Raw genomic sequence first — 22,920 nt, 5'->3', positions numbered from 1 at the left:
CCCGAGGAGGCCCCGTGCCCAACGGCCCGCTCTCGCTGCCGGCCCGCCTGTCCCTGCTGGTCTGGGACGCCGACCCGTCCCGGCAGGCCCCCGTGGTGCGGGCCGGAGCCCTCGCCGAGCTGGCCCGGCGGGGCCTGCTGATCGACGACGACGGCATCGCCGCACCCCGTGACCTCGACTCCCGGACCGGTGACCCGGTGCTGGACGGTCTTCTGGAACTGGTCAGCGAGTCCTGCCCGCACCGCTGGCGCGTCTGGGTGACGCTGCGCGCGCGGTACACCCTGGACGCGGTCCGGGAACAACTGGTGGCCCAGGGAGTGCTGCGCGCCGAGAAGCACCGGGTCCTCGGGGTGTTCCCGTCGGTGGAGCACGTCCTGGCCGACGCGGGCCGGGTACGGGCCCTGCGGCGGCAGGCGCGGCAGATCCTCGACGGACCGACACCGCCCGAGGACGTCCCCGAGCAGACGGCGACGGCCCTCGTCCTCGCACGGGCGTCGGGCCTGCTGCCGGGCCCGGAGGGCTCCTCCCACGACCGGTGCGCCGAGGCGCTGGCGCACCACGCCGCAACGACGCCCGCCCTCGGTGCCGTCCTGCGCGAGCTGCGCGCGGGGCTGGCCGACACCGCGCCGCTGCCCACGCTCGCGCGGGGGCGGTGACCCAGGGCCCGCGGGGCCACGAGGGCCGCCCACGGGCGATCACGGGAGCCACGAAGGACCACGGGAGCCACGGAGGGCCACGGCGGATGGCTCCGCCGGTCGGGCGACGCCCGCGCTCGCGCCTACGCCGTCGTCTTCGCCGGACTCCGCGCTCCGTGGCCACGCGCGGTGCCGGGGGAGTGGACGCGGCACCCCGGAGCGCGCCACCTCCGGCCCCGCCCGGGTGCCGACGCGACGGGATCTTCGTCCCCGGGGCCGTCGACCCGGGGACCGTGGAGGGAGCCGCCGACGGAACCGGTGCGCCGGGCGCCGCCCGCGCGAACGCCGGTCGGCGCGCAGGCCGACGGTCCGGCGTACTGCGCGCTCAACACCCCGACGGACGGCGGGCGTCGGACCGGCCCCTCACGCGTCGCGCATCAGCTCCGCGAGCTCGTGGTCCAGGTCGAGCCGGAGGTGCTCCAGACCGGTCGGCACCAGCTCGCCGGTGGCCTCCAGGAACCGGCGCAGCTCGCCCGAGCGGACATGCACGACGGCGGTCCCCTCGGGGGCGTGGAACTCCAGCACGGTGCGGTCGTAGCCGTACGGCCGGACCCGTACGTCGCCGTCGCCCTCGGGCTCCTGCATCCCCGCGGCGAGCAGATCGCGGGCGAAGGTCCAGCAGACCTCGACGCCCTCCAGGGTGGCGGGCGCGGGGAAGGTCATGCGGACGGCGAACGGGTCGTCGCGGTCGTAGTGCAGGGTGGCGGGAATGCTCGGCATCCGCGGCGCGGCGGCGACGAGACGGGCCTCGACGGTCTGCTCGATGACGGTGGACAACGCCTTGCTCCCTCATGACGGCTGGACAGGCTTCCGGGGCGGATCGGGTCGGCTACTGGATGAGACGACGGAATCGACCAATCCGTGCACACGAAAGGCGAGTGACCTCTGTCACCGCCTTCATGCACCCGAGTGACACGGCTCTTCCCGGACGTCCTCCGGGACGCTCGTGCCGCCCGCCTGGAGCACTGATGCGTGCGGTGTGCCCTGATCGCTGCCGACGTGGGTACCCGTGCGCTGTACGCGAGAGGAAGTGAGCGGACATGCCACGCGGTTCCAGCCCCAAACGGGAGCGTCAGTACGAGCACATCAAGGACAGCGCCGAGGACCGGGGCGAGAGCACCGGACGCGCCAAGGAGATCGCCGCCCGGACGGTGAACAAGGAGCGTGCCCGGTCCGGTGAGTCGAAGACGGCCAGCCGCACCTCCACGCAGGACATGTCGTCCGGCAAGCGCGGCGGCCAGCGGTCCGGCAAGGGATCCCAGGGCCCCACGCGCGACCAGCTGTACGAGGAGGCCAAGAAGCGCGGCATCGAGGGCCGTTCGAACATGAACAAGGGTCAGCTCCAGCGGGCGCTCGGCAAGTGAGCCGCCTCCGCGCGGAGGCGGCGGGCCGGGAGGCACCCTCCGCGCGGAGCACGCGCACCCCAGTAGGCTCAGGGGCACCATGACGACCGTACGCACACCGGCCGACTGGCCCGTGACCGAGGAAGAGGCCCGCGCGGTCCAGGACGCACTCCGCGCGCGGGTGGTGCTCGACGAACCGGGCCCGCCGCCCGGGACGGGCCATGTCACCGGAGTCGACGTGGCGTACGACGACGAGCGGGACGTCGTCGCCGCCGCGGCCGTCGTCCTCGACGCGGTGACCCTCGACGTCGTCGCCGAGTCCACGGCCGTCGGCCGGATCTCCTTCCCGTACGTCCCCGGACTGCTCGCCTTCCGCGAGATCCCCACCGTGCTGGCCGCCCTCGAAGCCCTGCCGTGCCCGCCCGGCCTGGTGGTCTGCGACGGCTACGGCCTCGCCCACCCCCGCCGCTTCGGCCTGGCCAGCCACCTCGGCGTCCTCACCGGCCTGCCGACGATCGGCGTCGCCAAGAACCCCTTCACCTTCACCCACGACGAACCGGGCACCCCGCGCGGCAGCACCTCTCCGCTGCTCGCCGGCCGCGAGGAGGTCGGCCGTGCCCTGCGCACCAGGGACGCCGTCAAGCCGGTGTTCGTCTCGGTCGGCCACCGCGTGGGCCTGGACAACGCCTGCGCCCACACCCTCGCCCTGAGCCCCGCCTACCGTCTCCCGGAGACCACCCGCAGGGCCGACGCCCTGTGCCGCCGGGCGCTCGCCGAGGCCGCCCCGCAGGAGGCTTCCGGGTGACCGTGCGGTCTGAGTACCGGTCCTGAGTACCGGTCCTGAGTACCGGTCCTGAGTACCGGTCCTGAGTACCGGTCCTGAGTACCTGTACGGATGCCGTCCCCCGCCCGCCCCGCCAGGCTGGCGTGCATGACAACGCACCGCGCACCCAAGCCTGTCGCCGCCGACGGACGGCCCGTCGAGCGGGCCGTGACCGTCGGGCTCACCCTCGCCGTACTGGCGGGGCTGGGCTGGATCGCCGGGATGATCTACACGCTGGTCGAGTGGCCGCTGTAACCTCCGCCCGGCCGGACGTCAGCGGGTCGCGGCGACGCGGAAGCGGAGTCCCGCCGCGCGGAGGCGGCCGATCAGCGCGTCGCCCATCGCCACCGCCGTCGTGACCTGGCCGGCCGTCGGCGGGAGGTCGTCGAAGGCCAGGCAGAGAGCACCCTCGGCCAGCATCTTCGCCGTCTCGTCGTAACCGGGGTCACCGCCCGCGACCTCCGTGTACACCCGGCGCCCGCCGCCCTCGCCGACGAAGCGGACGGAGAACCAGCTCCGGGCGCGCTTCTCGGGGCCCGGCCCGTCGCCGGGCCCGAGCCGGTCGGAGAGCCTGCGCCGCAGTGGCGGGAGCTGGGCCGCCGTCACCAGCGCGCCCACGGCCGCCACCCCGCCCACCGCCACCGGGAGCCGCCGCACGGCCGCGTAGTGCCGGTAGCGGAAGTCGGGGCCGTACCGGTCGAGTGCCCTGGCCGAACGGCGCACGATCCGCGCGTCGAGGGTCGGCAGGGGCAGGGCCCAGGCGCTGACCTCCGGCGCGTAGCGCGGCGCGCCGGCCGAAGCGGACACCCGGCGGCCCACCAGCCGCGGTTCATGGCGCCGGCGGTCCAGGGCCGCCGCGCGGAGCCCGCGGTGCCGGGCGAACTGGTTCAGCGCCGAGGCGAAGGTCCCGCCCGAGAAGGCCGCGTCGACGGTCACGAAGCCGTCCACGGTCAGCGGCACCCCTTCCGGAAGCTGCCGCACGGTGAAGTACGCGCCCAGGTCGTGCGGCACCGAGTCGAAGCCGCAGGCGTGCACCAGCCGCGCCCCGGTCTCCCGCGCGCGGGCGTCGTGCCGGACGTACACCAGGTCCACGAACTCCGGTTCACCCGTGAGGTCGACGTAGTCCGCCCCGGTGTCCGCGCAGGCGGCGACGAGTTCCTCGCCGTACTCCACGTAGGGGCCGACGGTGGTGGCGACCACGCGCGCGTGCTCGGCGAGGGCGCGCAGCGAGGCCGGGTCGGACACGTCCGCCCGCAGCAGCCCGATCCCCGCGCCGCCGGGCAGCCGCTCCCGCAGCCGTTCCAGCTTCTCCGTGCTGCGGCCGGCGATCGCCCAGCGCAGCCCGGCGGGGGCATGGTCGGCGAGGTACTCCGCGGTCAGCGTGCCGACGAAGCCGGTCGCTCCGAAGAGCACGATGTCGTACGGACGGTCCGTCCTGTTCAGCCTGCTCATGACACCCCTTGGTCGTGCAGCCGCGCCGCTGTCGCTGGCCGAGGCTAGCGTGAGGGGTGCGGAGCCCGACGGCGAGCCCGGAGGAGACCGATGGCCGTGTCCCCGAACGCCCTGAAGAGACCCGAACGCCCTGAAGAAAGGGGAAAAGGCGCGTGACCGTGCCCTGGGGGCGACGGTGGAGCTCGAGGGCGAGACGGCGCACGCCCACGCGCTGACCCGCCCCGGTGCCGAGCCCGCCGGGTACGGCACCGGGGAGCAGTGCCGCGCCGTAAAGTGGCCAAGCGCTTGCTCGCCCGGTCTTGTGCCGGGTGGAACGCGTTCCTAACATCGCAGGTGTTACACCAGTAGTGTCACAGCCGATGGGGGCTCGATGACGGAGGCGAAGGCGCCGGGACACGGTCCGCTCAGCGGCGTGCGCGTGGTCGAGCTGGCCGGGATCGGGCCCGGCCCGTTCGCCGCCATGCTCCTCGCCGACCTGGGCGCCGACGTCGTACGCGTGGACCGCCCCGGGGGCCCCGCACTCGGGATCGACCCCGCCCTCGACGTGACCAACCGCAACAAGCGCTCCGTGATCGTCGACCTGAAGGCCCCCGACGGTCCGGCGCGCGTCCTCGACCTGGCCGAACGCGCCGACGTCCTCATCGAGGGCTACCGCCCCGGAGTCGCCGAGCGGCTCGGCGTCGGCCCCGGGGACTGCCGCACCCGCAACCCGCGCCTGGTCTACGGCCGGATGACCGGCTGGGGCCAGCAAGGGCCCCTCGCCGACCGCGCGGGCCACGACATCGCCTACATCGCCCTCACCGGCACCCTCGGCATGATCGGCGACCCGGACAGGCCCCCGGCCGTCCCGGCCAACCTGCTCGGCGACTACGCGGGCGGCTCCCTCTACCTCGTCGTCGGTGTCCTCGCCGCGCTGCACCACGCACGCGCGACCGGCACCGGGCAGGTCGTCGACGCCGCCATCGTGGACGGCACCACCCACCTCTCCACGATGATCCACGGCATGCTCGCCGCCGGCGCCTGGCAGGACGGGCGCGGCGCCAACCTCCTCGACGGCGGCTGCCCCTACTACGGCACCTACGAGACCGCCGACGGCAAGCACATGGCGGTGGGCGCGCTGGAACCGCGGTTCTACGCCGAGTTCCTGCGCCTGCTCGGCCTGGACGACCAGACCGGGGCGCACACCGACGTCACCCGCTGGCCGGAGCTGCGCGCACAGGTCACCGCCCGCTTCAGGACCCGCACCCGCGACGAGTGGACGGCCCGTTTCGACGGCTCCGACGCGTGCGTGGCGCCGGTGCTGTCCCTGCGCGAGGCCCCGCACCACCCGCACCTCGCCGCCCGCTCCACCTTCACCGACCACGCCGGCATCACCCAGCCCGCACCGGCCCCGCGGTTCTCCGCGACCCCCACCACCGTGCGCACCGGGCCCGCCCGGCCGGGCGCCGACACCGACGACGTGGCCCGCGACTGGGACGTACCCGGACTGACGGCCCCGGCCCCCTCGCACTCCTCCAAGCCCTCGAACCCTCAGTGAAAGGCCCCCTCGTGAGCACCGAAGCGTACGTGTACGACGCGATCCGCACCCCGCGCGGGCGCGGCAAGGCCAACGGCGCCCTGCACGGCACCAAGCCCGTCGACCTGGTCGTCGGCCTCATCCACGAGATCCGCGACCGCTTCCCCGGCCTCGACCCGGCGGCCGTCGACGACATCGTGCTCGGCGTCGTCGGCCCGGTCGGCGACCAGGGCTCCGACATCGCCCGCATCGCCGCCATCGCGGCCGGACTGCCCGACACGGTGGCCGGCGTCCAGGAGAACCGCTTCTGCGCCTCGGGCCTCGAGGCCGTCAACCTGGCCGCCGCCAAGGTCCGTTCCGGCTGGGAGGACCTGGTCCTCGCGGGCGGCGTCGAGTCGATGTCCCGGGTGCCGATGGCCTCGGACGGCGGCGCCTGGTTCAACGACCCGATGACCAACCTCGCTACCAATTTCGTCCCCCAGGGCATCGGCGCCGACCTGATCGCCACCATCGAGGGCTTCTCCCGGCGGGACGTCGACGAGTACGCCGCCCTGTCGCAGGAGCGCGCGGCCACGGCCTGGAAGGAGAACCGCTTCGAGCGGTCCGTCGTCCCGGTGCGGGACCGCAGCGGCCTCACCGTCCTCGACCACGACGAGCACCTGCGCCCCGGCACCACCGCCGACTCGCTGGCCAAGCTGAAGCCGTCCTTCGCCGACATCGGCGAGCTGGGCGGTTTCGACGCCGTGGCCCTGCAGAAGTACCACTGGGTCGAGAAGATCGACCACGTCCACCACGCGGGCAACTCCTCCGGCATCGTCGACGGCGCCGCGCTCGTCGCCATCGGCTCCAAGGAGGTCGGCGACCGCTACGGACTCACCCCGCGCGCCAGGATCGTCTCCGCCGCCGTGTCCGGTTCCGAGCCCACCATCATGCTCACCGGTCCCGCCCCCGCCACCCGCAAGGCCCTCGCCAAGGCCGGCCTGACCATCGACGACATCGACCTCGTCGAGATCAACGAGGCGTTCGCCGCCGTCGTCCTGCGTTTCGTGAAGGACATGGGCCTGTCCCTGGACAAGGTCAACGTCAACGGCGGCGCCATCGCGCTGGGCCACCCGCTCGGCGCCACCGGCGCGATGATCCTCGGCACCCTCGTCGACGAACTCGAACGCCAGGACAAGCGCTACGGCCTCGCCACGCTGTGCGTGGGCGGCGGCATGGGCATCGCCACCGTCGTCGAACGCCTCTGAACCCCAGCGACCCGCCACCTCACTCACGGAGACTTCCCCATGACCGAGAGCACCACCATCCGCTGGGAACAGGACCGCACCGGCGTCGTCACGCTCGTCATCGACGATCCCCACCAGTCCGCGAACACCATGAACCAGGCGTTCCGGGACTCCCTCGCCGTGATCACCGACCGCCTGGAGGCGGAGAAGGACTCCCTCCGCGGCGTCATCATCACCTCCGCCAAGAAGACCTTCTTCGCCGGCGGCGACCTGCGCGACCTGATCCGGGTCACCCCCGAGACGGCACAGGACCTCTTCGACGGCGGCATGGCCCTCAAGCGGCACCTGCGCCGCATCGAGACCCTCGGCAAGCCCGTCGTCGCGGCGATCAACGGCGCCGCCCTCGGCGGCGGCTACGAACTCGCCCTCGCCTGCCACCACCGGATCGCCCTCGACGCCCCCGGCTCCAAGATCGGCTGCCCCGAGGTCACCCTCGGACTGCTCCCCGGAGGCGGCGGCGTCGTCCGCACCGTCCGCATGCTCGGCATCACCGACGCGCTGCTGAAGGTGCTCCTCCAGGGCACCCAGTACAGCCCGCGCCGCGCCCTGGACAACGGCCTGGTCGACGAGGTCGCCGACACGCGCGAGGACATGCTCGCCAAGGCCCGCGCCTTCATCGACGCCCACCCCGAGTCCGCCCAGCCCTGGGACCGGCCCGGCTACCGCATCCCGGGCGGCACCCCCGCCCACCCGAAGTTCGCCGCCAACCTCCCCGCCTTCCCGGCCAACCTGCGCAAGCAGACGGGCGGCGCCCCCTACCCGGCCCCGCGCAACATCATGGCCGCCGCCGTCGAGGGCTCCCAGGTCGACTTCGAGACCGCCCAGGTCATCGAGGCCCGCTACTTCGTCGAACTGGCCGCCGGACAGACCGCGAAGAACATGATCCAGGCGTTCTTCTTCGACCTGCAGGCCGTCAACTCCGGCGCCAACCGCCCCCAGGGCATCGAGCCGCGCAAGGTCACCAAGGTCGCCGTCCTCGGCGCCGGGATGATGGGCGCCGGCATCGCCTACTCGTGCGCCCGCGCGGGGATCGACGTCGTCCTGAAGGACGTCTCCCTGGAAGCCGCCGTCAAGGGCAAGGGCTACTCCGAGAAGCTGTGCGCCAAGGCCGTCGCCAAGGGCCGTACCAGCCAGGAGAAGGCCGACGCGCTGCTCGCCCGCATCACGCCCACCGCCGAGGCCGCCGACCTCGCCGGCTGCGACGCGGTCATCGAGGCCGTCTTCGAGGACACCTCCCTCAAGCACAAGGTGTTCCAGGAGGTCCAGGACGTCGTCGCCCCCGACGCGCTGCTGTGCTCCAACACCTCCACCCTGCCCATCACCGCCCTCGCCGAGGGCGTCGAGCGCCAGGCCGACTTCATCGGGCTGCACTTCTTCTCGCCCGTCGACAGGATGCCGCTGGTCGAGATCATCAAGGGCGGGCGCACCGGCGACGAGGCGCTGGCCCGCGCCTTCGACCTGGTCCGGCAGATCGACAAGACCCCGATCGTCGTCAACGACTCGCGCGGCTTCTTCACCTCGCGCGTCATCGGGCACTTCATCAACGAGGGCGTCGCCATGGTCGGCGAGGGCATCGAGCCCGCGTCGGTCGAGCAGGCGGCGGCCCAGGCGGGCTACCCGGCCAAGGTGCTCTCCCTGATGGACGAGCTGACGCTCACCCTCCCGCGCAAGATCCGGAACGAGACGAAGCGGGCCGTCGAGGAGGCCGGCGGCACCTGGACCGCGCACCCCGCCGAAGCGGTTATCGACCGCATGGTCGACGAGTTCGGGCGCCCCGGCCGCAGCGGCGGAGCGGGCTTCTACGAGTACGGCGAGGACGGCAAGCGCGGCAGCCTGTGGCCCGGGCTGCGCGAGCATTTCGGGGGTTCCGGGGGTCGTCCCCCGGGCAAGCACAGCACGAAGGCCGGACACGAGATCCCGTTCCGCGACATGCAGGAGCGCATGCTGTTCGCCGAGGCACTGGACACCGTCCGGCTGCTGGAGGAAGGCGTGCTGACCTCCGTCGCCGACGCCAACATCGGCTCCATCCTCGGCATCGGCTTCCCCGGCTGGACCGGCGGCGTACTCCAGTACATCAACGGCTACGAGGGCGGCCTGCCCGGATTCGTGGCCCGCGCGCGGGAACTCGCCGAGCGCTACGGCGAGCGCTTCACCCCGCCGGCGCTGCTGGTGGCGAAGGCGGAGCGGGGTGAGGTCTTCACGGACGCCCGCTGATCCGCAGCGAGGGGTGACGGGGCGCGCCCCGTCACCCCTCCTCGTCGAGCCACTGGGCCAGTTCCTCTCGCAGCGACCGCTGGAACGTGGTCAGCAGCGCCTGCACCACCAGCGGATGCATCCGGGCGGACAGGGACCGCACGTCCCGCGCGTCCCGCTCCGCGACCGCGTCGCGCAGCAGCCGCGACAGCTCGCGGGCGGCCGCGCGGGAGTGCTCGATGAGCGCGGTGCGCGCGGCGAGGACCGTCTCGTGGGACAGCGGTACGTCCAGCAGCTCCGCCCCGAGCCGCAGCAGCCCGGGGTCGACCCGGAACACCTCGCCGTCCCGCTCGACGACTCCCATCGCCGCCAGCCGCTGGAGATCCTCCTCGCCCAGCGCCCGCCCCGCCCGGCGCTCCAGCTCCCCGCGCGACACCGTCTCCACCGCCTCGGGCGCCCAGGAGGCCACCACCGCCCGCTGGATCGCCAGGTCCCGGACGCTCAGATCCGGCGGCAGCTGCCCCAGGTACCGTTCGATCGCCGCCAGCGTCATGCCCCGGTGCTGCAACTCCTCGATGAGCTCCAGCCGGGCCAGGTGCTCCCGCCCGTAGTGACCGACCCGCCGGGGACCGATCACCGGCGGCGGCAGCAGCCCCTTGGTGCCGTAGAAGCGGACCGTGCGCACGGTGACACCGGCCCGGGCCGCCAGTTCGTCGATCGTGAGCGGCTGCTCGGTCTCGGTCGTCATGCGCAGCAGTATCGCTGTCCCACCACCGCTGTGACACCTCGGCTGTCACCCCGCGCGGGCGTGTGAGATGTTCCGCGGTGTGACGTGCGCCATCGCGTGAGGCACCGCACTTCGGGAAAGGTGCCCCCTCGGTCTGTGCCGTGATCCGAGCGCGCCGGCCGAGGCAATCCGGACACCCGGGCGCGATCCGCCCGAGCGCACCAGAGAGTGGAACCACTTCGTGAGCAAGGACGCCGTCACCACGGCAACGGCCGCAGAGCGCACCGCCGCGGCCCCGACGCCCGCGGACGCGGGCGACGCCGGCTACAGCAAGGACCTCAAGGCCCGCCACGTCAACATGATCGCCATCGGAGGCGCGATCGGCACCGGACTCTTCCTGGGCGCCGGAGGACGCCTGCACGACGCGGGCCCGGCGCTCGCGATCGCCTACCTGGTCTGCGGCGTCTTCGCCTTCTTCGTCGTGCGCGCCCTGGGCGAGCTGGTCCTGTACCGGCCGTCGTCCGGATCCTTCGTGTCGTACGCGCGCGAGTTCCTCGGCGAGAAGGGCGCGTACGTCGCCGGCTGGATGTACTTCCTGAACTGGTCGACCACCGGCATCGCCGACATCACCGCGATCGCCCTCTACACGCACTACTGGAGCGCGTTTACCGACATCCCGCAGTGGGTGCTCGCGCTGATCGCCCTCGCCGTGGTCCTGGCGGTGAACCTGATCTCGGTGAAGATCTTCGGCGAGATGGAGTTCTGGTTCGCGATCGTCAAGGTCGCCACCCTCGTCGCCTTCATGTTCGTCGGCGTCTTCCTGCTCGCCACCCGGCACGAGGTGGGCGGCGGCACCCCCGGCCTGAACATGATCACCGACAACGGCGGAATCCTCCCGCACGGCGTGCTGCCCGTCGTCCTCGTCATGCAGGGCGTGATCTTCGCGTACGCGGCGCTGGAACTGGTCGGCGTCGCCGCGGGCGAGACCGCCGAACCGGAGAAGGTCGTCCCCCGCGCGGTGAACTCCATCATGTGGCGCGTCGGCCTCTTCTACGTCGGCTCCGTCGTCCTGCTCGCCCTCCTGCTCCCCGGCTCGATGTACTCGGCCGGCGAGAGCCCCTTCGTCACGGTCCTGTCGAAGATCGGCGTCCCGGCCGCCGGCGACGTGATGAACCTCGTCGTCCTCACGGCCGCGATGTCGTCCCTGAACTCCGGCCTGTACTCCACCGGCCGCATCCTGCGCTCCATGGCCATGGCGGGCTCCGCCCCGAAGTTCACCGCCCGCATGAACCGCAGCCAGGTGCCCTACGGCGGCATCCTGCTGACCTGCGGCGTGTGCGTCCTCGGTGTCGGCCTGAACTTCCTCATGCCGGCCCAGGCCTTCGAGATCGTGCTGAACGTCGCCTCCCTCGGCATCATCAGCACCTGGGTGATCATCATGATCTGCCACCTGGTCTTCGTCCGCCGCGCCCGCGCCGGACTCGTCGCCCGCCCGTCCTTCCGGCTCCCCGGCAGCCCGGTGACCGAGATCGCCACCATCGCCTTCCTGCTCTCCGTCCTCGGCCTGATGTGGAACGACCCGGAGGTCGGCCGCAAGACGCTGCTGCTCGTCCCCGTGATCGCCGCGATGCTGGTCGGCGGCTGGTACGGCGTCCGCCGCCGGGTGGCGCGGAACGCGGACCGGGAACTCTCGCGGCTGACGAAGTAGCGGGCCGGAGCCACTGTCAGTGGCGAGGTCTACGGTGGCGTCATGTCGGAGATCACTTACGTCCGGGGTGACGCCACCGTTCCGTCGGCGAAGGGCGTCAAGGTCATCGCCCATGTCTGCAACGACATCGGCGGGTGGGGGAAGGGCTTCGTCCTGGCCGTGTCGCGCCGCTGGCCCGAACCGGAGGCCGCCTACCGCGCCTGGCACCGGGACCGCGCCGCGAACGACTTCGGTCTGGGCGCGGTCCAGCTGGTCCAGGTCGAGCGGTACGTCTGGGTGGCCAACATGATCGGCCAGCGCGGCACACGGACGGGCAGCAAGGGCGTGCCCGTCCGCTACGAGGCGATCGACACGGCGCTCGGCCGCCTCGCCGACAGGGCGACGGAGCTGAACGCCTCCGTGCACATGCCCCGCATCGGCTGCGGCCTGGCCGGCGGCAAGTGGTCCCGCGTCGAACCCCTGATCACCGAGCGGCTGGTACGGCGCGGGATACCGGTGACGGTGTACGACCACGGTGACTGAGCGGACCCGTCACCGCTCCCGCGTGTGAACCGGCGCGTCCCACCAGGCGTGGTTTCAGCCACCGGTGACTTCATGGGGCGCCAACCGCCCTCTTCTGCACCCGAGTTCGCCCCTGTACCGTCCCGCGCATGCCAAAACGCACGCGCTTCACGACCTGGAGACCGCTCGCGACGGTGGCCACCGCCGCCCTGACGGCCACGCTCCTCACCCCCGTGGCGGCACACGCCGCGCCGCCGCGCGAGAGCCTGCCCGTCCACTCCTACGCCGACGCCGTCCGCGAGGCCGTCTGGGTGGACACCGGACTCGACGAGGACCGGGACGGACGCACCGACCGGGTCGCCGTCGACATCGTCCGGCCCCGCGAACCCGCACAGCGGGGCCGGAAGGTTCCCGTCATCATGGACGCCAGCCCGTACTACTCCTGCTGCGGGCGCGGCAACGAGAGCCAGAAGAAGACCTACGACGCGAACGGCGACGTCGTCCAGATGCCGCTGTTCTACGACAACTACTTCGTGCCGCGCGGCTACGCCGTCGTCGGCGTCGACCTGGCCGGAACCAACCGGTCCGACGGCTGTGTGGACGTCGGGGGCCGCTCCGACATCCAGTCCGCGAAGGCCGTCGTCGACTGGCTGAACGGCCGCGGCACGGCGTACACCACCCGCACCGGCACCGAACGGGCCCGGGCCGACTGGACCAACGGCCGCACCGGCATGATCGGCAAGAGCTGGGACGGCACCATCGCCAACGGCGTCGCCGCCACCGGCGTCGAGGGTCTGGAGACCATCGTCCCGATCGCCGCCATCTCCTCCTGGTACGACTACTACTTCACCCAGGGCGCCCCGCTCTACGACTCGGGCCCCGACTGGCTGTCCCAGTACGTCGAGACGCCCGAGGCCCGCGACCGGTGCGACGAGGTCCAGCGCGAACTCGTCGAGGGCGCCCCGCGCACCGGCGACCGGACACCCCTGTGGACCGAACGCGACTACGTGCGCGCCGCGAAGAAGGTGAAGGCCAGCGTCTTCCTGGTGCACGGAATGCAGGACCTCAACGTACGGATGCAGCACGTCGGCCCCTGGTGGGACGCCCTCGCGAAGAACGGCGTCGAGCGCAAGATCTGGCTCTCCCAGACCGGCCACGTCGACCCCTTCGACTTCCGCCGCGCCGAGTGGGTCGACACCCTGCACCGCTGGTTCGACCACGAACTCCTCGGCTACGACAACGGCATCGACCGCGAGCCCGTGGCCGACATCGAACGCCGGCCCGACCAGTGGGTGACCTCGAAGAGCTGGCCGCCGCGCGGCACGCACACCACGACCCTGCGCCCCGCGCAGGGCACCGAGGCCGGCGTCGGCACCCTCGGCCTGAGCAAGGGCAAGGGGACCGAGGCCTTCACCGACGACCCGCGGCTGAGCGAGACCGACTGGGCCGCCCGCGTCGACACCCCGACCCCGGACAAGGCCGGCTTCGTCACCGGCCCGCTCACCCGCGACCTGCGTCTGTCCGGCGCCTCCCGGGTCACCGTCACCGCCACCCCCAGCACGCCCACGGCCCACCTCTCCGCCGTACTCGTGGACCTCGGCCCCGACACCGTCCGCGACTACACCGCCGACGGAGAAGGCATCACCACCCTTCCCGAGCGCACCTGCTGGGGCGCGAGCACCGCGGGCGACAGCTCCTGCTTCCAGGAGACCCGCGCCACGACCACCGACGTCGAGCACACGATCGTCAGCCGTGGCTGGGCCGACCTCGGCAACCACGCCGACGACGGGAAGGGCGAGCCGCTCACCCCCGGCAAGCGGTACACCCTCACCCTCGACCTGGCGGCCACCGACCACGTCGTCCCCCGGGGCCACCGCCTGGCACTGATCGTCGCCGGTACCGACCGGGGCCTGATCGATCCCCCGGCCGACACCCCGACGCTCACCCTCGACCTGGCCCGCACCTCCGCGCGGGTGCCGTTCGTCGGCGGAACGGCCGCTTTCGCCCGCGCCACGGCGGGGTCGCACACCACGGCCCCGGACACCGTCCTGGACGGCGTGGGCCGACCGGACGTCACCACCCACCGCGTCCCCGGGGAGACCCGGTGAAACGAGCCCGCGCGGCGCGTCACCCGGTGGAAGGGGAGGTTGACACTTTCCGTCGCTGAGGTGAGTTTTGCGCCAAAGGTGGTAGGGGCGTAACGGGAGGAGTGCTCTCCGCCCAACGGCTCTGAGGGAAGGTGCCGCCTGTGACGCACGACCAGCACAGCGACAAGGACGACACGGCGGGCCCGCTGCCGGGCTCCGAAGCGGGCCTGCCGGGCCGGGGGCACCCACGGACCGACCGGGTGGTGTTCGGCGTCACGGCCGTACTCACCCTCGCGTTCGTGCTGTGGGGCGCCGTCGGGACGGACTCGCTCGAAGACGCGTCCGGCACCCTGCTCGGCGGGCTGATGCACAACGGCGGCTGGGCGTTCATGCTGGCAGCCTCCGGCTTCGTCGTCTTCGCCCTCTGGCTGGCGGCCAGCCGCTACGGCCGGATCCACCTCGGCACCGAGGGCGAGAAGCCGGAGTTCCGCACGGTGTCGTGGATCGCCATGATGTTCAGCGCCGGCATGGGCATCGGCCTGATGTTCTGGGGCGTGAGCGAACCGCTCGCGCACTACACGACACCCCCGCCGGGCACCAGCCCGGCCGACTCGGGCGATCGCATGGAGACGGCCATGGCGACCACCCTCTTCCACTGGACGCTCCACCCGTGGGCGATCTACGCGGTGGTCGGCCTCGCCATCGCCTACAGCACCTTCCGCAGGCGCCGCCGGCAGACCATCAGCGCCGTGTTCACCCCGCTCATCGGGGAGAAGAACGCGGGCGGCGTCGGCGGCCGGGTCATCGACGTGCTCGCCATCATCGCGACGGTCTTCGGCTCCGCGGCCTCGCTCGGCCTCGGCGCGCTGCAGATCGGCTCCGGTGTGGAGAAGCTCGACTGGATGGACAAGGTCAGCACCGGGCTGCTGGTCGGCATCATCGCGGTGCTGACCCTGGCGTTCGTGGCCTCCGCGGTCTCCGGTGTGGAGAAGGGCATCCAGTGGCTGTCCAACACCAACATGGTGCTGGCCCTGATCCTCGCCGTGTTCGTGTTCGCCGCGGGCCCGACCATCCTCATCCTGGACCTGCTGCCGACCTCGGTCTTCGCCTACCTCGGCGATCTGCCCGACCTGGCCGGCCGCACCGAGATCAGCGGCGGCGAGGGCGTCGCCGACTGGCTGGGCAGCTGGACCGTCTTCTACTGGGCCTGGTGGATCTCCTGGACGCCCTTCGTCGGCATGTTCATCGCCCGGATCAGCCGGGGCCGGACCATCCGCCAGTTCATCGGCGGAGTCATCCTCGTGCCCAGCACGGTCAGCCTGGTCTGGTTCGCGGTCTTCGGCGGCTCGGCGATGAGGCTCCAGGAGCAGAACCGGCTCGGCGACGAGACGACCCCCGAGGGCCGGCTCTTCGCCGTGCTGCAGGAGTACCCCGTCGCCACCGCCACCAGCCTGCTGGTGATGGTCCTCGTCGGCATCTTCTTCGTCTCGGGCGCCGACGCGGCCTCCATCGTGATGGGCACCCTCTCGCAGAAGGGCGCGCTCGAGCCCAGCCGCTGGGTGGTGGTGTTCTGGGGCGTGGTCACCGGCGCGGTGGCGGCGATCATGCTGCTGGTCGGCAGCGGGCAGGGTGACGCGCTGACCGGCCTGCAGAACCTCACGATCCTCGCGGCGGCCCCGTTCGTCGTCGTGATGGTCTTCATGTGCGTGGCACTCATGCGCGACCTGCGCCGCGATCCGCTCATCGTGCGGGGCGAGATGGGCTCGGAAGCGGTGGAACTCGCGGTCATCGAGGGCCACAAGAAATACGACGGCGAATTCGAGATCCGAGTGGGCCCGGGCCGAGGCCCGGACGTGGAGGGCGACCCCATCGGCAAACACTGACACCCCCTGGCGAGCCGCGCGACGCCCGTGCCCTCAGCGCAGCACGGGCCCCGCGCGACACCATGGGCCATCCCCACCACGGTCAGTCGCGCCTCCCCACGCCGTGCCAACCGCGGGCAGTCGTGCCGCAGGGCGGCACGGGTGGGCGCTGGGGGTACCCCCTCTGGGGGAGGCACCTTGCGAACGCCAGTCGGCCAGGCACGGCCCCGGCCCGGTTCAGCGGGCGGCAAGCACTGCCGCCTCCTCCGCACAACCCCACGCCACCGTGACCCCCGCACCCCCGTGACCGTAGTTGTGCACCAGCACCCGCCCGCCCGGCAGCGGCACACGCTCCAGACGCACCGCGTCCCGAGCCGGCCGCAACCCCACCCGGTGCTCCAGAACACGCGCCCCCGCGACGGCCGGGCACAGCACCGCACACCGCCGCACGATCGCCTCGGCCACCCCCGGATCCGGCTCCGGGGACCACACGTCCTCCTCCGCCGTACCCCCCAGCACCAGCCGCCGCCCCGGCTGCGGGAAGAGGTACGCCATCGAACCGTCCGCCCCCGTGGACACCGTCCACGTACGGACCCCCGGGTTCTCCACGACCACCAGCTGCCCCCGCACCGGCCGCACCGAGGGATCCGGCACCAGCTCCCGCGCCCCCAGCCCGGAGCAGTTGACCACGACCGGCACACCGGTCTCCGACAGGTCCGCCACCGTACGGGCCTCGACGACACCTCCCGCCGCCAGGAACCGCTCCCGCAGCCACGGCAGGTGAACCGGCATGTCGATGAGCGGCAGCCGCGCCCGCACCCCCGACCCGAGGGGATACTCCTCGACCGTCGCCACGCGCAGCCCCGGCAGACGCGCGGCGGCCCACGCGCCGACCTCGTCGAGCCCCGTCTCGCCCAGCACCCCTTCGACCATCCGTACGCCCGTGGCCTCCGGCCGCGCCGCCAGCTCCTCGTACACCTCCAGCGAGCGCAGCGCCCACGCGCGCACCGGCACCACCGGCTCGATCCGGTACGGCCACCACAGCGCGCCCGCGACCGCCGAGGTGGTCCGTTCGACCGGGTCGCGCGTCCACAGCCGTACCCGTACGCCGCGCTCGGCGAGCACCACGGCCGTCGTCAGCCCGACGACCCCGCCGCCGATCACCAGGACATCGCAGTCCAGTTCGGTTCCCATCGGTGGACCGTAGCGGAATATGTCATGCCGTGCTCAGGTCCGTCCCCCGGTGGGAATACTCACGGCATGTCTGCCGAGTACGCGACCTTCGGCCTGGCACCGGCGACGAGAGCCGGTGGACTCCTCGCCAACGGTGACTACCAAGTCCACCGGGACTTCGTCGACTTCGTCGTCGACGGCCGCCCGCTGCTCTTCCGCCTCTCCGACCTGGACGCCGTCTCCCCGCTCGCCTCCGACGTCCCGCCCTCCCTCTTCACCGCCCAGATCCACAGCCTGCTGCTGGAGACCGAGGCGCCGCTGCCCGCCGGCCGGTACATCGTCTACGGCTGCCCCGAGTGCGAGGACCTCGCCTGCGGCGCGGTGACCGCGGTCATCGAACGGGACGGCGAGGACGTCATCTGGCGCGACTTCGCCTGGCAGACCGACGAGCACGCCGACCTGGACCTCAACGGCTACCATGGCATAGGCCCGTTCCGCTTCCGCGGCACCGAGTACCGTACGGCCCTCACCGCCCTCCTCGACGGCCACGCCCCCGGCGCCCGCCGCCGCGTCCTGCTGATCGGCGCCCGGGTCGCCCTGCTCGCCCGGCTCGCCGCGGCCCTGCGCACCATCGGCATCGGCGCCGACATCGCCCACGACGCCGACGGCGTCCCCGCCGACGAACTGCGCGGCTACGGCGCCGTGGTCTTCGGCCGGTCGGTGAGCGACGGCGAACGCGCGGCCGTCCGCCACGCCTTCGCCACCGCCGGCGTCGACGTGCCCTGCGTCGACGGCTTCGCCCCGGTCGTCCCGCTCCTCGTCGCCCAGACCGAACAGGCCCTGGAACGAGGCGCGCGGGACCGGCGCCGCCTGACGGAACTCACCGCCACCGGCGACGCGGCGGAGCTGGAGGTCACCTCGTCCTGCCGGGTCCGGCTCACCGCGTACCGGCTCGACCGCCTCTCCCGCACCCACGTCCAGGACCTCTTCGACGGCGTACTCGAACCCGGCCGCCACCGGGTCCCGCTGGACGGCAAGGCGGTGAAGGGCGAGGCGTACCTCGTCGCGCGCACCGGCGGGACGGTACGGGTGACGGAGGTGGGGCGGTGAGAACCGGGGCGCGACCGGCCGCGCCCGGCCGTTAGGATCGGCGGTCTGATGACTGCCACCCTCGTCGCCAAGAACCTCGCCGCCGGGCACGGCGACCGCTCCCTGTTCACCGGTCTCGACCTCGTCGTCGCGCCCGGCGACGTGATCGGCCTGGTCGGTGCCAACGGCGCGGGCAAGTCCACGCTGCTGCGCCTGCTCGCCGGCCTCACCGCACCGGAACAGGGCGAGCTGCGCCTCTCGCCGCCCACCGCGACCGTCGGGCACCTCCCGCAGGAGCCGGAGCGCCGGCCCGGCGAGAGCGTACGGGCGTTCCTGGCCCGCCGTACCGGCGTCGCCGAGGCCCAGCGGGCGATGGACGAGGCGACCCAGGCCCTGGTCGACGGCGCGCCGGGCGCGGACGACGCGTACGCCACCAGCCTGGAGCGCTGGCTGTCCCTGGGCGGCGCCGACCTCGACGAGCGCGCCGAGGAGGTCGCCGACTCCCTCGGCCTGGCCGTCGGCCTGGACCAGCCGATGACCTCACTGTCCGGCGGCCAGGCGGCCCGCGCCGGACTCGCCTCCCTCCTCCTCTCCCGCTACGACGTCTTCCTCCTCGACGAGCCGACCAACGACCTCGACCTGGACGGCCTGGAACGCCTCGAACGCTTCGTGACCGGCCTGCGCGCCGGCACGGTCGTCGTCAGCCACGACCGCGAGTTCCTCACCCGCACGGTCACCAAGGTCCTCGAACTCGACCTCGCCCAGCGGCAGATCAACCTCTACGGCGGTGGCTACGAGGCCTACCTGGAGGAGCGGGACGTGGCCCGCCGGCACGCCCGCGACGAGTACGAGGAGTACGCCGACAAGAAGACCGCGCTCCAGGACCGGGCGCAGACACAGCGGGCCTGGATGGACAAGGGCGTGAAGAACGCGCGCCGCAAGGCGGGCAACGACAACGACAAGATCGGCCGCAAGTTCCGCAGCGAGGCCAGCGAGAAACAGGCCGCGAAGGCGCGTCAGACGCAGCGCATGATCGAACGCCTGGAGGTGGTCGAGGAGCCGCGCAAGGAGTGGGAGCTGCGCATGGAGATCGCGTCGGCGCCCCGCTCCGGCGCGGTGGTGGCGACGCTGCGGGACGCCGAGGTACGGCGCGGCGACTTCACCCTCGGCCCGGTGTCCCTGCAGATCGACTGGGCGGACCGGGTGGCCGTCACGGGCGCCAACGGCGCGGGCAAGTCCACGCTCCTCGGCGCCCTGCTGGGCCGCGTCCCGCTCGACGCCGGGCACGCCGCCCTGGGCTCGGGCGTACTCCTCGGCGAGGTCGACCAGGCCCGCGCGCTGTTCCACGGCCCCGAAGCCCTGCTCGACGCGTTCCGCCCGGCGGTCCCCGACCTGGAACCGGCCGACATCCGCACGCTGCTGGCCAAGTTCGGCCTCAAGGCGGACCACGTCATGCGCCCGGCGGCCACCCTCTCCCCGGGCGAACGCACGAGGGCCGCCCTGGCCCTCCTCCAGGGCAGGGGCGTCAACCTCCTGATCCTCGACGAGCCGACCAACCACCTGGACCTGCCGGCCATCGAACAACTCGAATCAGCCCTCAACACCTACCAGGGCACCCTCCTCCTGATCACCCACGACCGCCGCATGCTCGACGCGGTGAAGGTGACCAGACGCCTGGAGGTAACGAACGGCAAGGTGACGGAGACCCCTGCCTGACTGCGGGCTGTCGCCCCGCCCCCTCCGCGGGCAATCGTGCCGCAGGGCGGCACGGGTGGGCGCTGGGGGTGCCCCCTCTGGGGGAGGCACCCAGTAAGCACCGGCCCACGCGCACCACCCCCGCCCAGCCACAACGCCGGGCGCCTACGCCAACCCGGCCCGCCGCAACGCGTCAGCCATCGCCCCGTTGGCCGGAGCAGGCGCAGCGGACTGCCCCTTCCCTCCGGAGGAACGCCCCTGCTGCCGCTGCTTCGGCGGCCGGCCCCCCTGCCGCTCCCCGCGCTGCCCCCGCTGCTCCCCCTGAGGCGCAGCCTCGTCGTCCAGCCGCAACGTCAGCGAGATCCGCTTCCGCGGGATGTCCACATCAAGCACCTTCACCTTGACGATGTCCCCCGGCTTCACCACGTCCCGCGGATCCTTGACGAACGTCTTCGACATGGCCGACACATGCACCAGCCCGTCCTGGTGCACACCGACGTCCACGAACGCCCCGAACGCGGCCACGTTCGTGACGACACCCTCCAGCACCATCCCGGAGGCCAGGTCGGAGATCTTCTCCACCCCCTCCTTGAAGACGGCGGTCTTGAACGCCGGCCGCGGGTCCCGCCCCGGCTTCTCCAGCTCCTTCAGGATGTCGCTCACGGTCGGCAGACCGAACGTCTCGTCCACGAAGTCCCCCGGCCGCAGCGACCGCAGCACCGCCGTGTTCCCGATCAGCGCGGCGACCTCCGTCCCGGAGGACTTCACCATCCGCCGCACCACCGGGTACGCCTCCGGGTGCACACTGGACGCGTCCAGCGGATCGTCACCGCCGCGGATCCGCAGGAAGCCCGCACACTGCTCGTACGCCTTCGGGCCGAGCCGCGCCACCTTCTTCAGCTCGCCGCGCGACCGGAACGGCCCGTTGGAGTCCCGGTGCGCCACGATGTTCTCGGCGAGCCCGGAGGTGATGCCGGAGACCCGCGCGAGCAGCGGTGCCGACGCGGTGTTGACGTCCACGCCCACGCCGTTCACACAGTCCTCCACGACCGCGTCCAGCGAACGCGACAGCTTCACCTCGGACAGGTCGTGCTGGTACTGGCCGACCCCGATCGACTTCGGGTCGATCTTCACCAGCTCGGCCAGCGGGTCCTGGAGCCGGCGCGCGATCGACACCGCGCCGCGCAGCGACACGTCCATGTCGGGCAGCTCCTGGGAGGCGAAGGCGGAGGCCGAGTACACGGAGGCGCCCGCCTCGGACACCATCACCTTGGTCAGCTTCAGCTCGGGGTGCTTGGTGATGAGTTCACCGGCGAGCTTGTCGGTCTCACGGGACGCCGTGCCGTTGCCGATCGCGATCAGCTCGACCGCGTGCTCCCTCGCCAGCCGCGCCAGCTTCGCGATCGCCTCGTCCCACCGGTTGGCCGGGACATGCGGATGGATGACGTCCGTGGCGACGACCTTGCCGGTCGCGTCCACCACGGCGACCTTCACACCCGTACGGAAACCGGGGTCGAGGCCGAGCGTCGCGCGCGTACCGGCCGGGGCGGCGAGCAGCAGGTCGCGCAGGTTCGCCGCGAAGACCCGCACCGCCTCGTCCTCGGCCGCCGTACGCAGCCGCAGCCGCAGATCGATGCCGAGGTGCACCAGGATGCGCGTGCGCCAGGCCCAGCGGACCGTGTCGCCCAGCCACTTGTCGGCCGGACGCCCTCGGTCGGAGATCCCGAACCGGTTCGCGACGATCCCCTCGTACGACGACGGGCCGTCCACCGGCTCCTCCGGCTCCAGGACGAGATCGAGGACCTCCTCCTTCTCGCCGCGCAGCATCGCCAGGATCCGGTGCGAGGGCAGGTCGGTGAACGGCTCGGCGAAGTCGAAGTAGTCGGAGAACTTCGCGCCCGCCTCCTCCTTGCCGTCGCGCACCTTCGCGGCCAGCCGCCCGCGCACCCACATGCGCTCGCGCAGCTCACCGATCAGGTCGGCGTCCTCCGAGAACCGCTCGGTGAGGATGGCCCGCGCGCCGTCCAGGGCGGCCCCCGGATCGGCGACACCCTTCTCCGCGTCCACGAACGCGGCGGCCGCGGCGAGGGGCTCGACACCCGGATCACCGAGCAGCCCCTCCGCCAGCGGCTCGAGCCCCGCCTCACGCGCGATCTGCGCCTTGGTGCGCCGCTTGGGCTTGTACGGCAGATAGACGTCCTCCAGGCGCGCCTTGGTCTCCGCACCGCGGATCCGCGCCTCGAGCTCGTCCGTCAGCTTGCCCTGCTCGCGCACCGACTCCAGGATCGCCGTCCGGCGCTCCTCCAGCTCCCGCAGATAGCGCAGCCGCTCCTCGAGCGTGCGCAGCTGCGCGTCGTCGAGCATCTCGGTCGCTTCCTTGCGGTAGCGGGCGATGAAGGGCACCGTCGAACCGCCGTCGAGCAGTTCGACGGCAGCCCTGACCTGCCGCTCCCGTACGCCGAGCTCTTCGGCGATCCTGCCTTCGATGGACCCTGCGAGGGGTGTCGTCACGTTCCCGTACCGCCTTCTCCACTGAGGTTGCGCGGCAATTGTGGCAGGTGACGCCGACAACCGGGGATCAGGGCGGCGACTCGCCCGGGGACCGCACGGGCGGCGTCAGGCGCGACGGCCGCGGGTGGCGGACGAGGCCCCGCCGAACAGCCGGGCGAGCGCCCGGAACGGCAGTGTCACGACGGTGGCGACGGCACCGCCGATCTGGCGCAGGACATCTGCGATGGCACGGAACACGTGTTTCCCCTTTCGTCTCCCG

General features: G+C 72.6%; 19 protein-coding genes and 1 pseudogene. 14 read left to right on the top strand and 6 right to left on the bottom strand.

Going from position 1 to position 22,920, the window contains the following annotated elements:
* Positions 1-14 precede the first annotated feature (14 nt).
* Complete coding sequence (locus KUM38_RS19445; protein WP_217130674.1) at positions 15-656, top strand: GPP34 family phosphoprotein; 642 nt, start codon at positions 15-17, stop codon at positions 654-656.
* A 402-nt stretch (positions 657-1,058) separates the two neighbouring features.
* Here the strand turns inward: KUM38_RS19445 and KUM38_RS19440 are convergent, their stop codons facing one another.
* Complete coding sequence (locus KUM38_RS19440) at positions 1,059-1,472, bottom strand: SsgA family sporulation/cell division regulator (RefSeq protein WP_217130673.1); 414 nt, start codon at positions 1,470-1,472, stop codon at positions 1,059-1,061.
* 263 nt (positions 1,473-1,735) lie between these two features.
* On the opposite strand from KUM38_RS19440, the gene KUM38_RS19435 reads away from it, so the two are divergent.
* The 3 genes from KUM38_RS19435 to mmpA all read left to right on the top strand — a co-directional run bounded on the left by KUM38_RS19435 (position 1,736) and on the right by mmpA (position 3,116).
* Positions 1,736-2,059 (top strand): plasmid stabilization protein, encoded by a 324-nt coding sequence (locus tag KUM38_RS19435; protein WP_217130672.1) that lies wholly within the window; start codon positions 1,736-1,738, stop codon positions 2,057-2,059.
* Between the two features lie 79 nt (positions 2,060-2,138).
* The gene (locus KUM38_RS19430; RefSeq protein ID WP_217130671.1) at positions 2,139-2,843 is read left to right on the top strand and encodes an endonuclease V; all 705 of its coding nucleotides are present in this window, start codon (positions 2,139-2,141) and stop codon (positions 2,841-2,843) included.
* Positions 2,844-2,969: 126 nt separating this feature from the next.
* A complete protein-coding gene (mmpA, locus tag KUM38_RS19425; protein WP_217130670.1) occupies positions 2,970-3,116 on the top strand; it encodes a morphogenic membrane protein MmpA in 147 nt (48 codons plus the stop codon).
* A gap of 18 nt (positions 3,117-3,134) precedes the next feature.
* On the opposite strand, the gene KUM38_RS19420 is transcribed toward mmpA, so the two are convergent.
* Positions 3,135-4,313, bottom strand: coding sequence for a trans-acting enoyl reductase family protein (locus KUM38_RS19420; protein ID WP_217130669.1), 1,179 nt, complete (start codon positions 4,311-4,313; stop codon positions 3,135-3,137).
* Positions 4,314-4,476: 163 nt separating this feature from the next.
* On the opposite strand from KUM38_RS19420, the pseudogene KUM38_RS43610 reads away from it, so the two are divergent.
* The 4 genes and pseudogenes from KUM38_RS43610 to KUM38_RS19405 form a co-directional block, all read left to right on the top strand.
* Positions 4,477-4,569, top strand: a pseudogene (locus tag KUM38_RS43610) (MmcQ/YjbR family DNA-binding protein); the annotation flags it as partial.
* A gap of 114 nt (positions 4,570-4,683) precedes the next feature.
* A complete protein-coding gene (locus KUM38_RS19415; protein ID WP_217130668.1) occupies positions 4,684-5,850 on the top strand; it encodes a CaiB/BaiF CoA-transferase family protein in 1,167 nt (388 codons plus the stop codon).
* Between the two features lie 11 nt (positions 5,851-5,861).
* Positions 5,862-7,076, top strand: a complete 1,215-nt coding sequence (locus KUM38_RS19410) for an acetyl-CoA C-acetyltransferase (protein ID WP_217130667.1) — start codon at positions 5,862-5,864, stop codon at positions 7,074-7,076.
* A 39-nt stretch (positions 7,077-7,115) separates the two neighbouring features.
* Positions 7,116-9,329 (top strand): 3-hydroxyacyl-CoA dehydrogenase NAD-binding domain-containing protein, encoded by a 2,214-nt coding sequence (locus tag KUM38_RS19405; protein ID WP_217130666.1) that lies wholly within the window; start codon positions 7,116-7,118, stop codon positions 9,327-9,329.
* Between the two features lie 31 nt (positions 9,330-9,360).
* Here the strand turns inward: KUM38_RS19405 and KUM38_RS19400 are convergent, their stop codons facing one another.
* A complete protein-coding gene (locus KUM38_RS19400; protein WP_217130665.1) occupies positions 9,361-10,056 on the bottom strand; it encodes a MerR family transcriptional regulator in 696 nt (231 codons plus the stop codon).
* 220 nt (positions 10,057-10,276) lie between these two features.
* On the opposite strand from KUM38_RS19400, the gene KUM38_RS19395 reads away from it, so the two are divergent.
* The 4 genes from KUM38_RS19395 to KUM38_RS19380 all read left to right on the top strand — a co-directional run bounded on the left by KUM38_RS19395 (position 10,277) and on the right by KUM38_RS19380 (position 16,214).
* Positions 10,277-11,743, top strand: coding sequence for an amino acid permease (locus KUM38_RS19395; protein WP_217130664.1), 1,467 nt, complete (start codon positions 10,277-10,279; stop codon positions 11,741-11,743).
* 42 nt (positions 11,744-11,785) lie between these two features.
* A complete protein-coding gene (locus KUM38_RS19390; protein WP_217130663.1) occupies positions 11,786-12,265 on the top strand; it encodes a macro domain-containing protein in 480 nt (159 codons plus the stop codon).
* Positions 12,266-12,393: 128 nt separating this feature from the next.
* Positions 12,394-14,352 carry a Xaa-Pro dipeptidyl-peptidase gene (locus tag KUM38_RS19385; RefSeq protein WP_217130662.1) on the top strand — a complete coding sequence of 653 codons (1,959 nt, stop codon included), beginning with the start codon at positions 12,394-12,396 and terminating at the stop codon, positions 14,350-14,352.
* A gap of 140 nt (positions 14,353-14,492) precedes the next feature.
* On the top strand, positions 14,493-16,214 hold the full coding sequence (locus KUM38_RS19380) for a BCCT family transporter (RefSeq protein ID WP_217130661.1): 1,722 nt from the start codon (positions 14,493-14,495) through the stop codon (positions 16,212-16,214).
* Positions 16,215-16,430: 216 nt separating this feature from the next.
* Here the strand turns inward: KUM38_RS19380 and KUM38_RS19375 are convergent, their stop codons facing one another.
* A complete protein-coding gene (locus KUM38_RS19375) occupies positions 16,431-17,387 on the bottom strand; it encodes an FAD-dependent oxidoreductase (RefSeq protein WP_217130660.1) in 957 nt (318 codons plus the stop codon).
* A 66-nt stretch (positions 17,388-17,453) separates the two neighbouring features.
* Here KUM38_RS19375 and KUM38_RS19370 point away from each other — a divergent pair, with 66 nt between their 5' ends.
* Positions 17,454-18,476 (top strand): oxidoreductase, encoded by a 1,023-nt coding sequence (locus KUM38_RS19370; protein WP_217130659.1) that lies wholly within the window; start codon positions 17,454-17,456, stop codon positions 18,474-18,476.
* 48 nt (positions 18,477-18,524) lie between these two features.
* Positions 18,525-20,171 carry an ABC-F family ATP-binding cassette domain-containing protein gene (locus KUM38_RS19365; protein WP_217130658.1) on the top strand — a complete coding sequence of 549 codons (1,647 nt, stop codon included), beginning with the start codon at positions 18,525-18,527 and terminating at the stop codon, positions 20,169-20,171.
* A gap of 144 nt (positions 20,172-20,315) precedes the next feature.
* On the opposite strand, the gene KUM38_RS19360 is transcribed toward KUM38_RS19365, so the two are convergent.
* Both KUM38_RS19360 and KUM38_RS41955 read right to left on the bottom strand, forming a co-directional pair.
* Positions 20,316-22,661: a Tex family protein gene (locus KUM38_RS19360; RefSeq protein ID WP_217130657.1), complete on the bottom strand. Its 2,346-nt coding sequence runs from the start codon at positions 22,659-22,661 to the stop codon at positions 20,316-20,318.
* A gap of 105 nt (positions 22,662-22,766) precedes the next feature.
* On the bottom strand, positions 22,767-22,898 hold the full coding sequence (locus tag KUM38_RS41955; RefSeq protein ID WP_271321520.1) for an LPFR motif small protein: 132 nt from the start codon (positions 22,896-22,898) through the stop codon (positions 22,767-22,769).
* Positions 22,899-22,920: the final 22 nt, after the last annotated feature.

The organism is Streptomyces sp. AC558_RSS880, from assembly GCF_019049255.1.
GTDB lineage: Bacteria > Actinomycetota > Actinomycetes > Streptomycetales > Streptomycetaceae > Streptomyces.
This window is presented reverse-complemented; position numbering and strand designations above follow the sequence as displayed.

Bases quoted from the DNA above. Each gene is read 5' to 3' on its own strand.
- KUM38_RS19435 (WP_217130672.1), top strand. From the start codon at position 1,736: ATGCCACGCGGTTCCAGCCCCAAACGGGAGCGTCAGTACGAGCACATC.
- KUM38_RS19430 (WP_217130671.1), top strand. From the start codon at position 2,139: ATGACGACCGTACGCACACCGGCCGACTGGCCCGTGACCGAGGAAGAG.
- mmpA (WP_217130670.1), top strand. From the start codon at position 2,970: ATGACAACGCACCGCGCACCCAAGCCTGTCGCCGCCGACGGACGGCCC.
- KUM38_RS19420 (WP_217130669.1), bottom strand. From the start codon at position 4,313: ATGAGCAGGCTGAACAGGACGGACCGTCCGTACGACATCGTGCTCTTC.
- KUM38_RS19415 (WP_217130668.1), top strand. From the start codon at position 4,684: ATGACGGAGGCGAAGGCGCCGGGACACGGTCCGCTCAGCGGCGTGCGC.
- KUM38_RS19405 (WP_217130666.1), top strand. From the start codon at position 7,116: ATGACCGAGAGCACCACCATCCGCTGGGAACAGGACCGCACCGGCGTC.
- KUM38_RS19400 (WP_217130665.1), bottom strand. From the start codon at position 10,056: ATGACGACCGAGACCGAGCAGCCGCTCACGATCGACGAACTGGCGGCC.
- KUM38_RS19390 (WP_217130663.1), top strand. From the start codon at position 11,786: ATGTCGGAGATCACTTACGTCCGGGGTGACGCCACCGTTCCGTCGGCG.
- KUM38_RS19385 (WP_217130662.1), top strand. From the start codon at position 12,394: ATGCCAAAACGCACGCGCTTCACGACCTGGAGACCGCTCGCGACGGTG.
- KUM38_RS19375 (WP_217130660.1), bottom strand. From the start codon at position 17,387: ATGGGAACCGAACTGGACTGCGATGTCCTGGTGATCGGCGGCGGGGTC.
- KUM38_RS19370 (WP_217130659.1), top strand. From the start codon at position 17,454: ATGTCTGCCGAGTACGCGACCTTCGGCCTGGCACCGGCGACGAGAGCC.
- KUM38_RS19365 (WP_217130658.1), top strand. From the start codon at position 18,525: ATGACTGCCACCCTCGTCGCCAAGAACCTCGCCGCCGGGCACGGCGAC.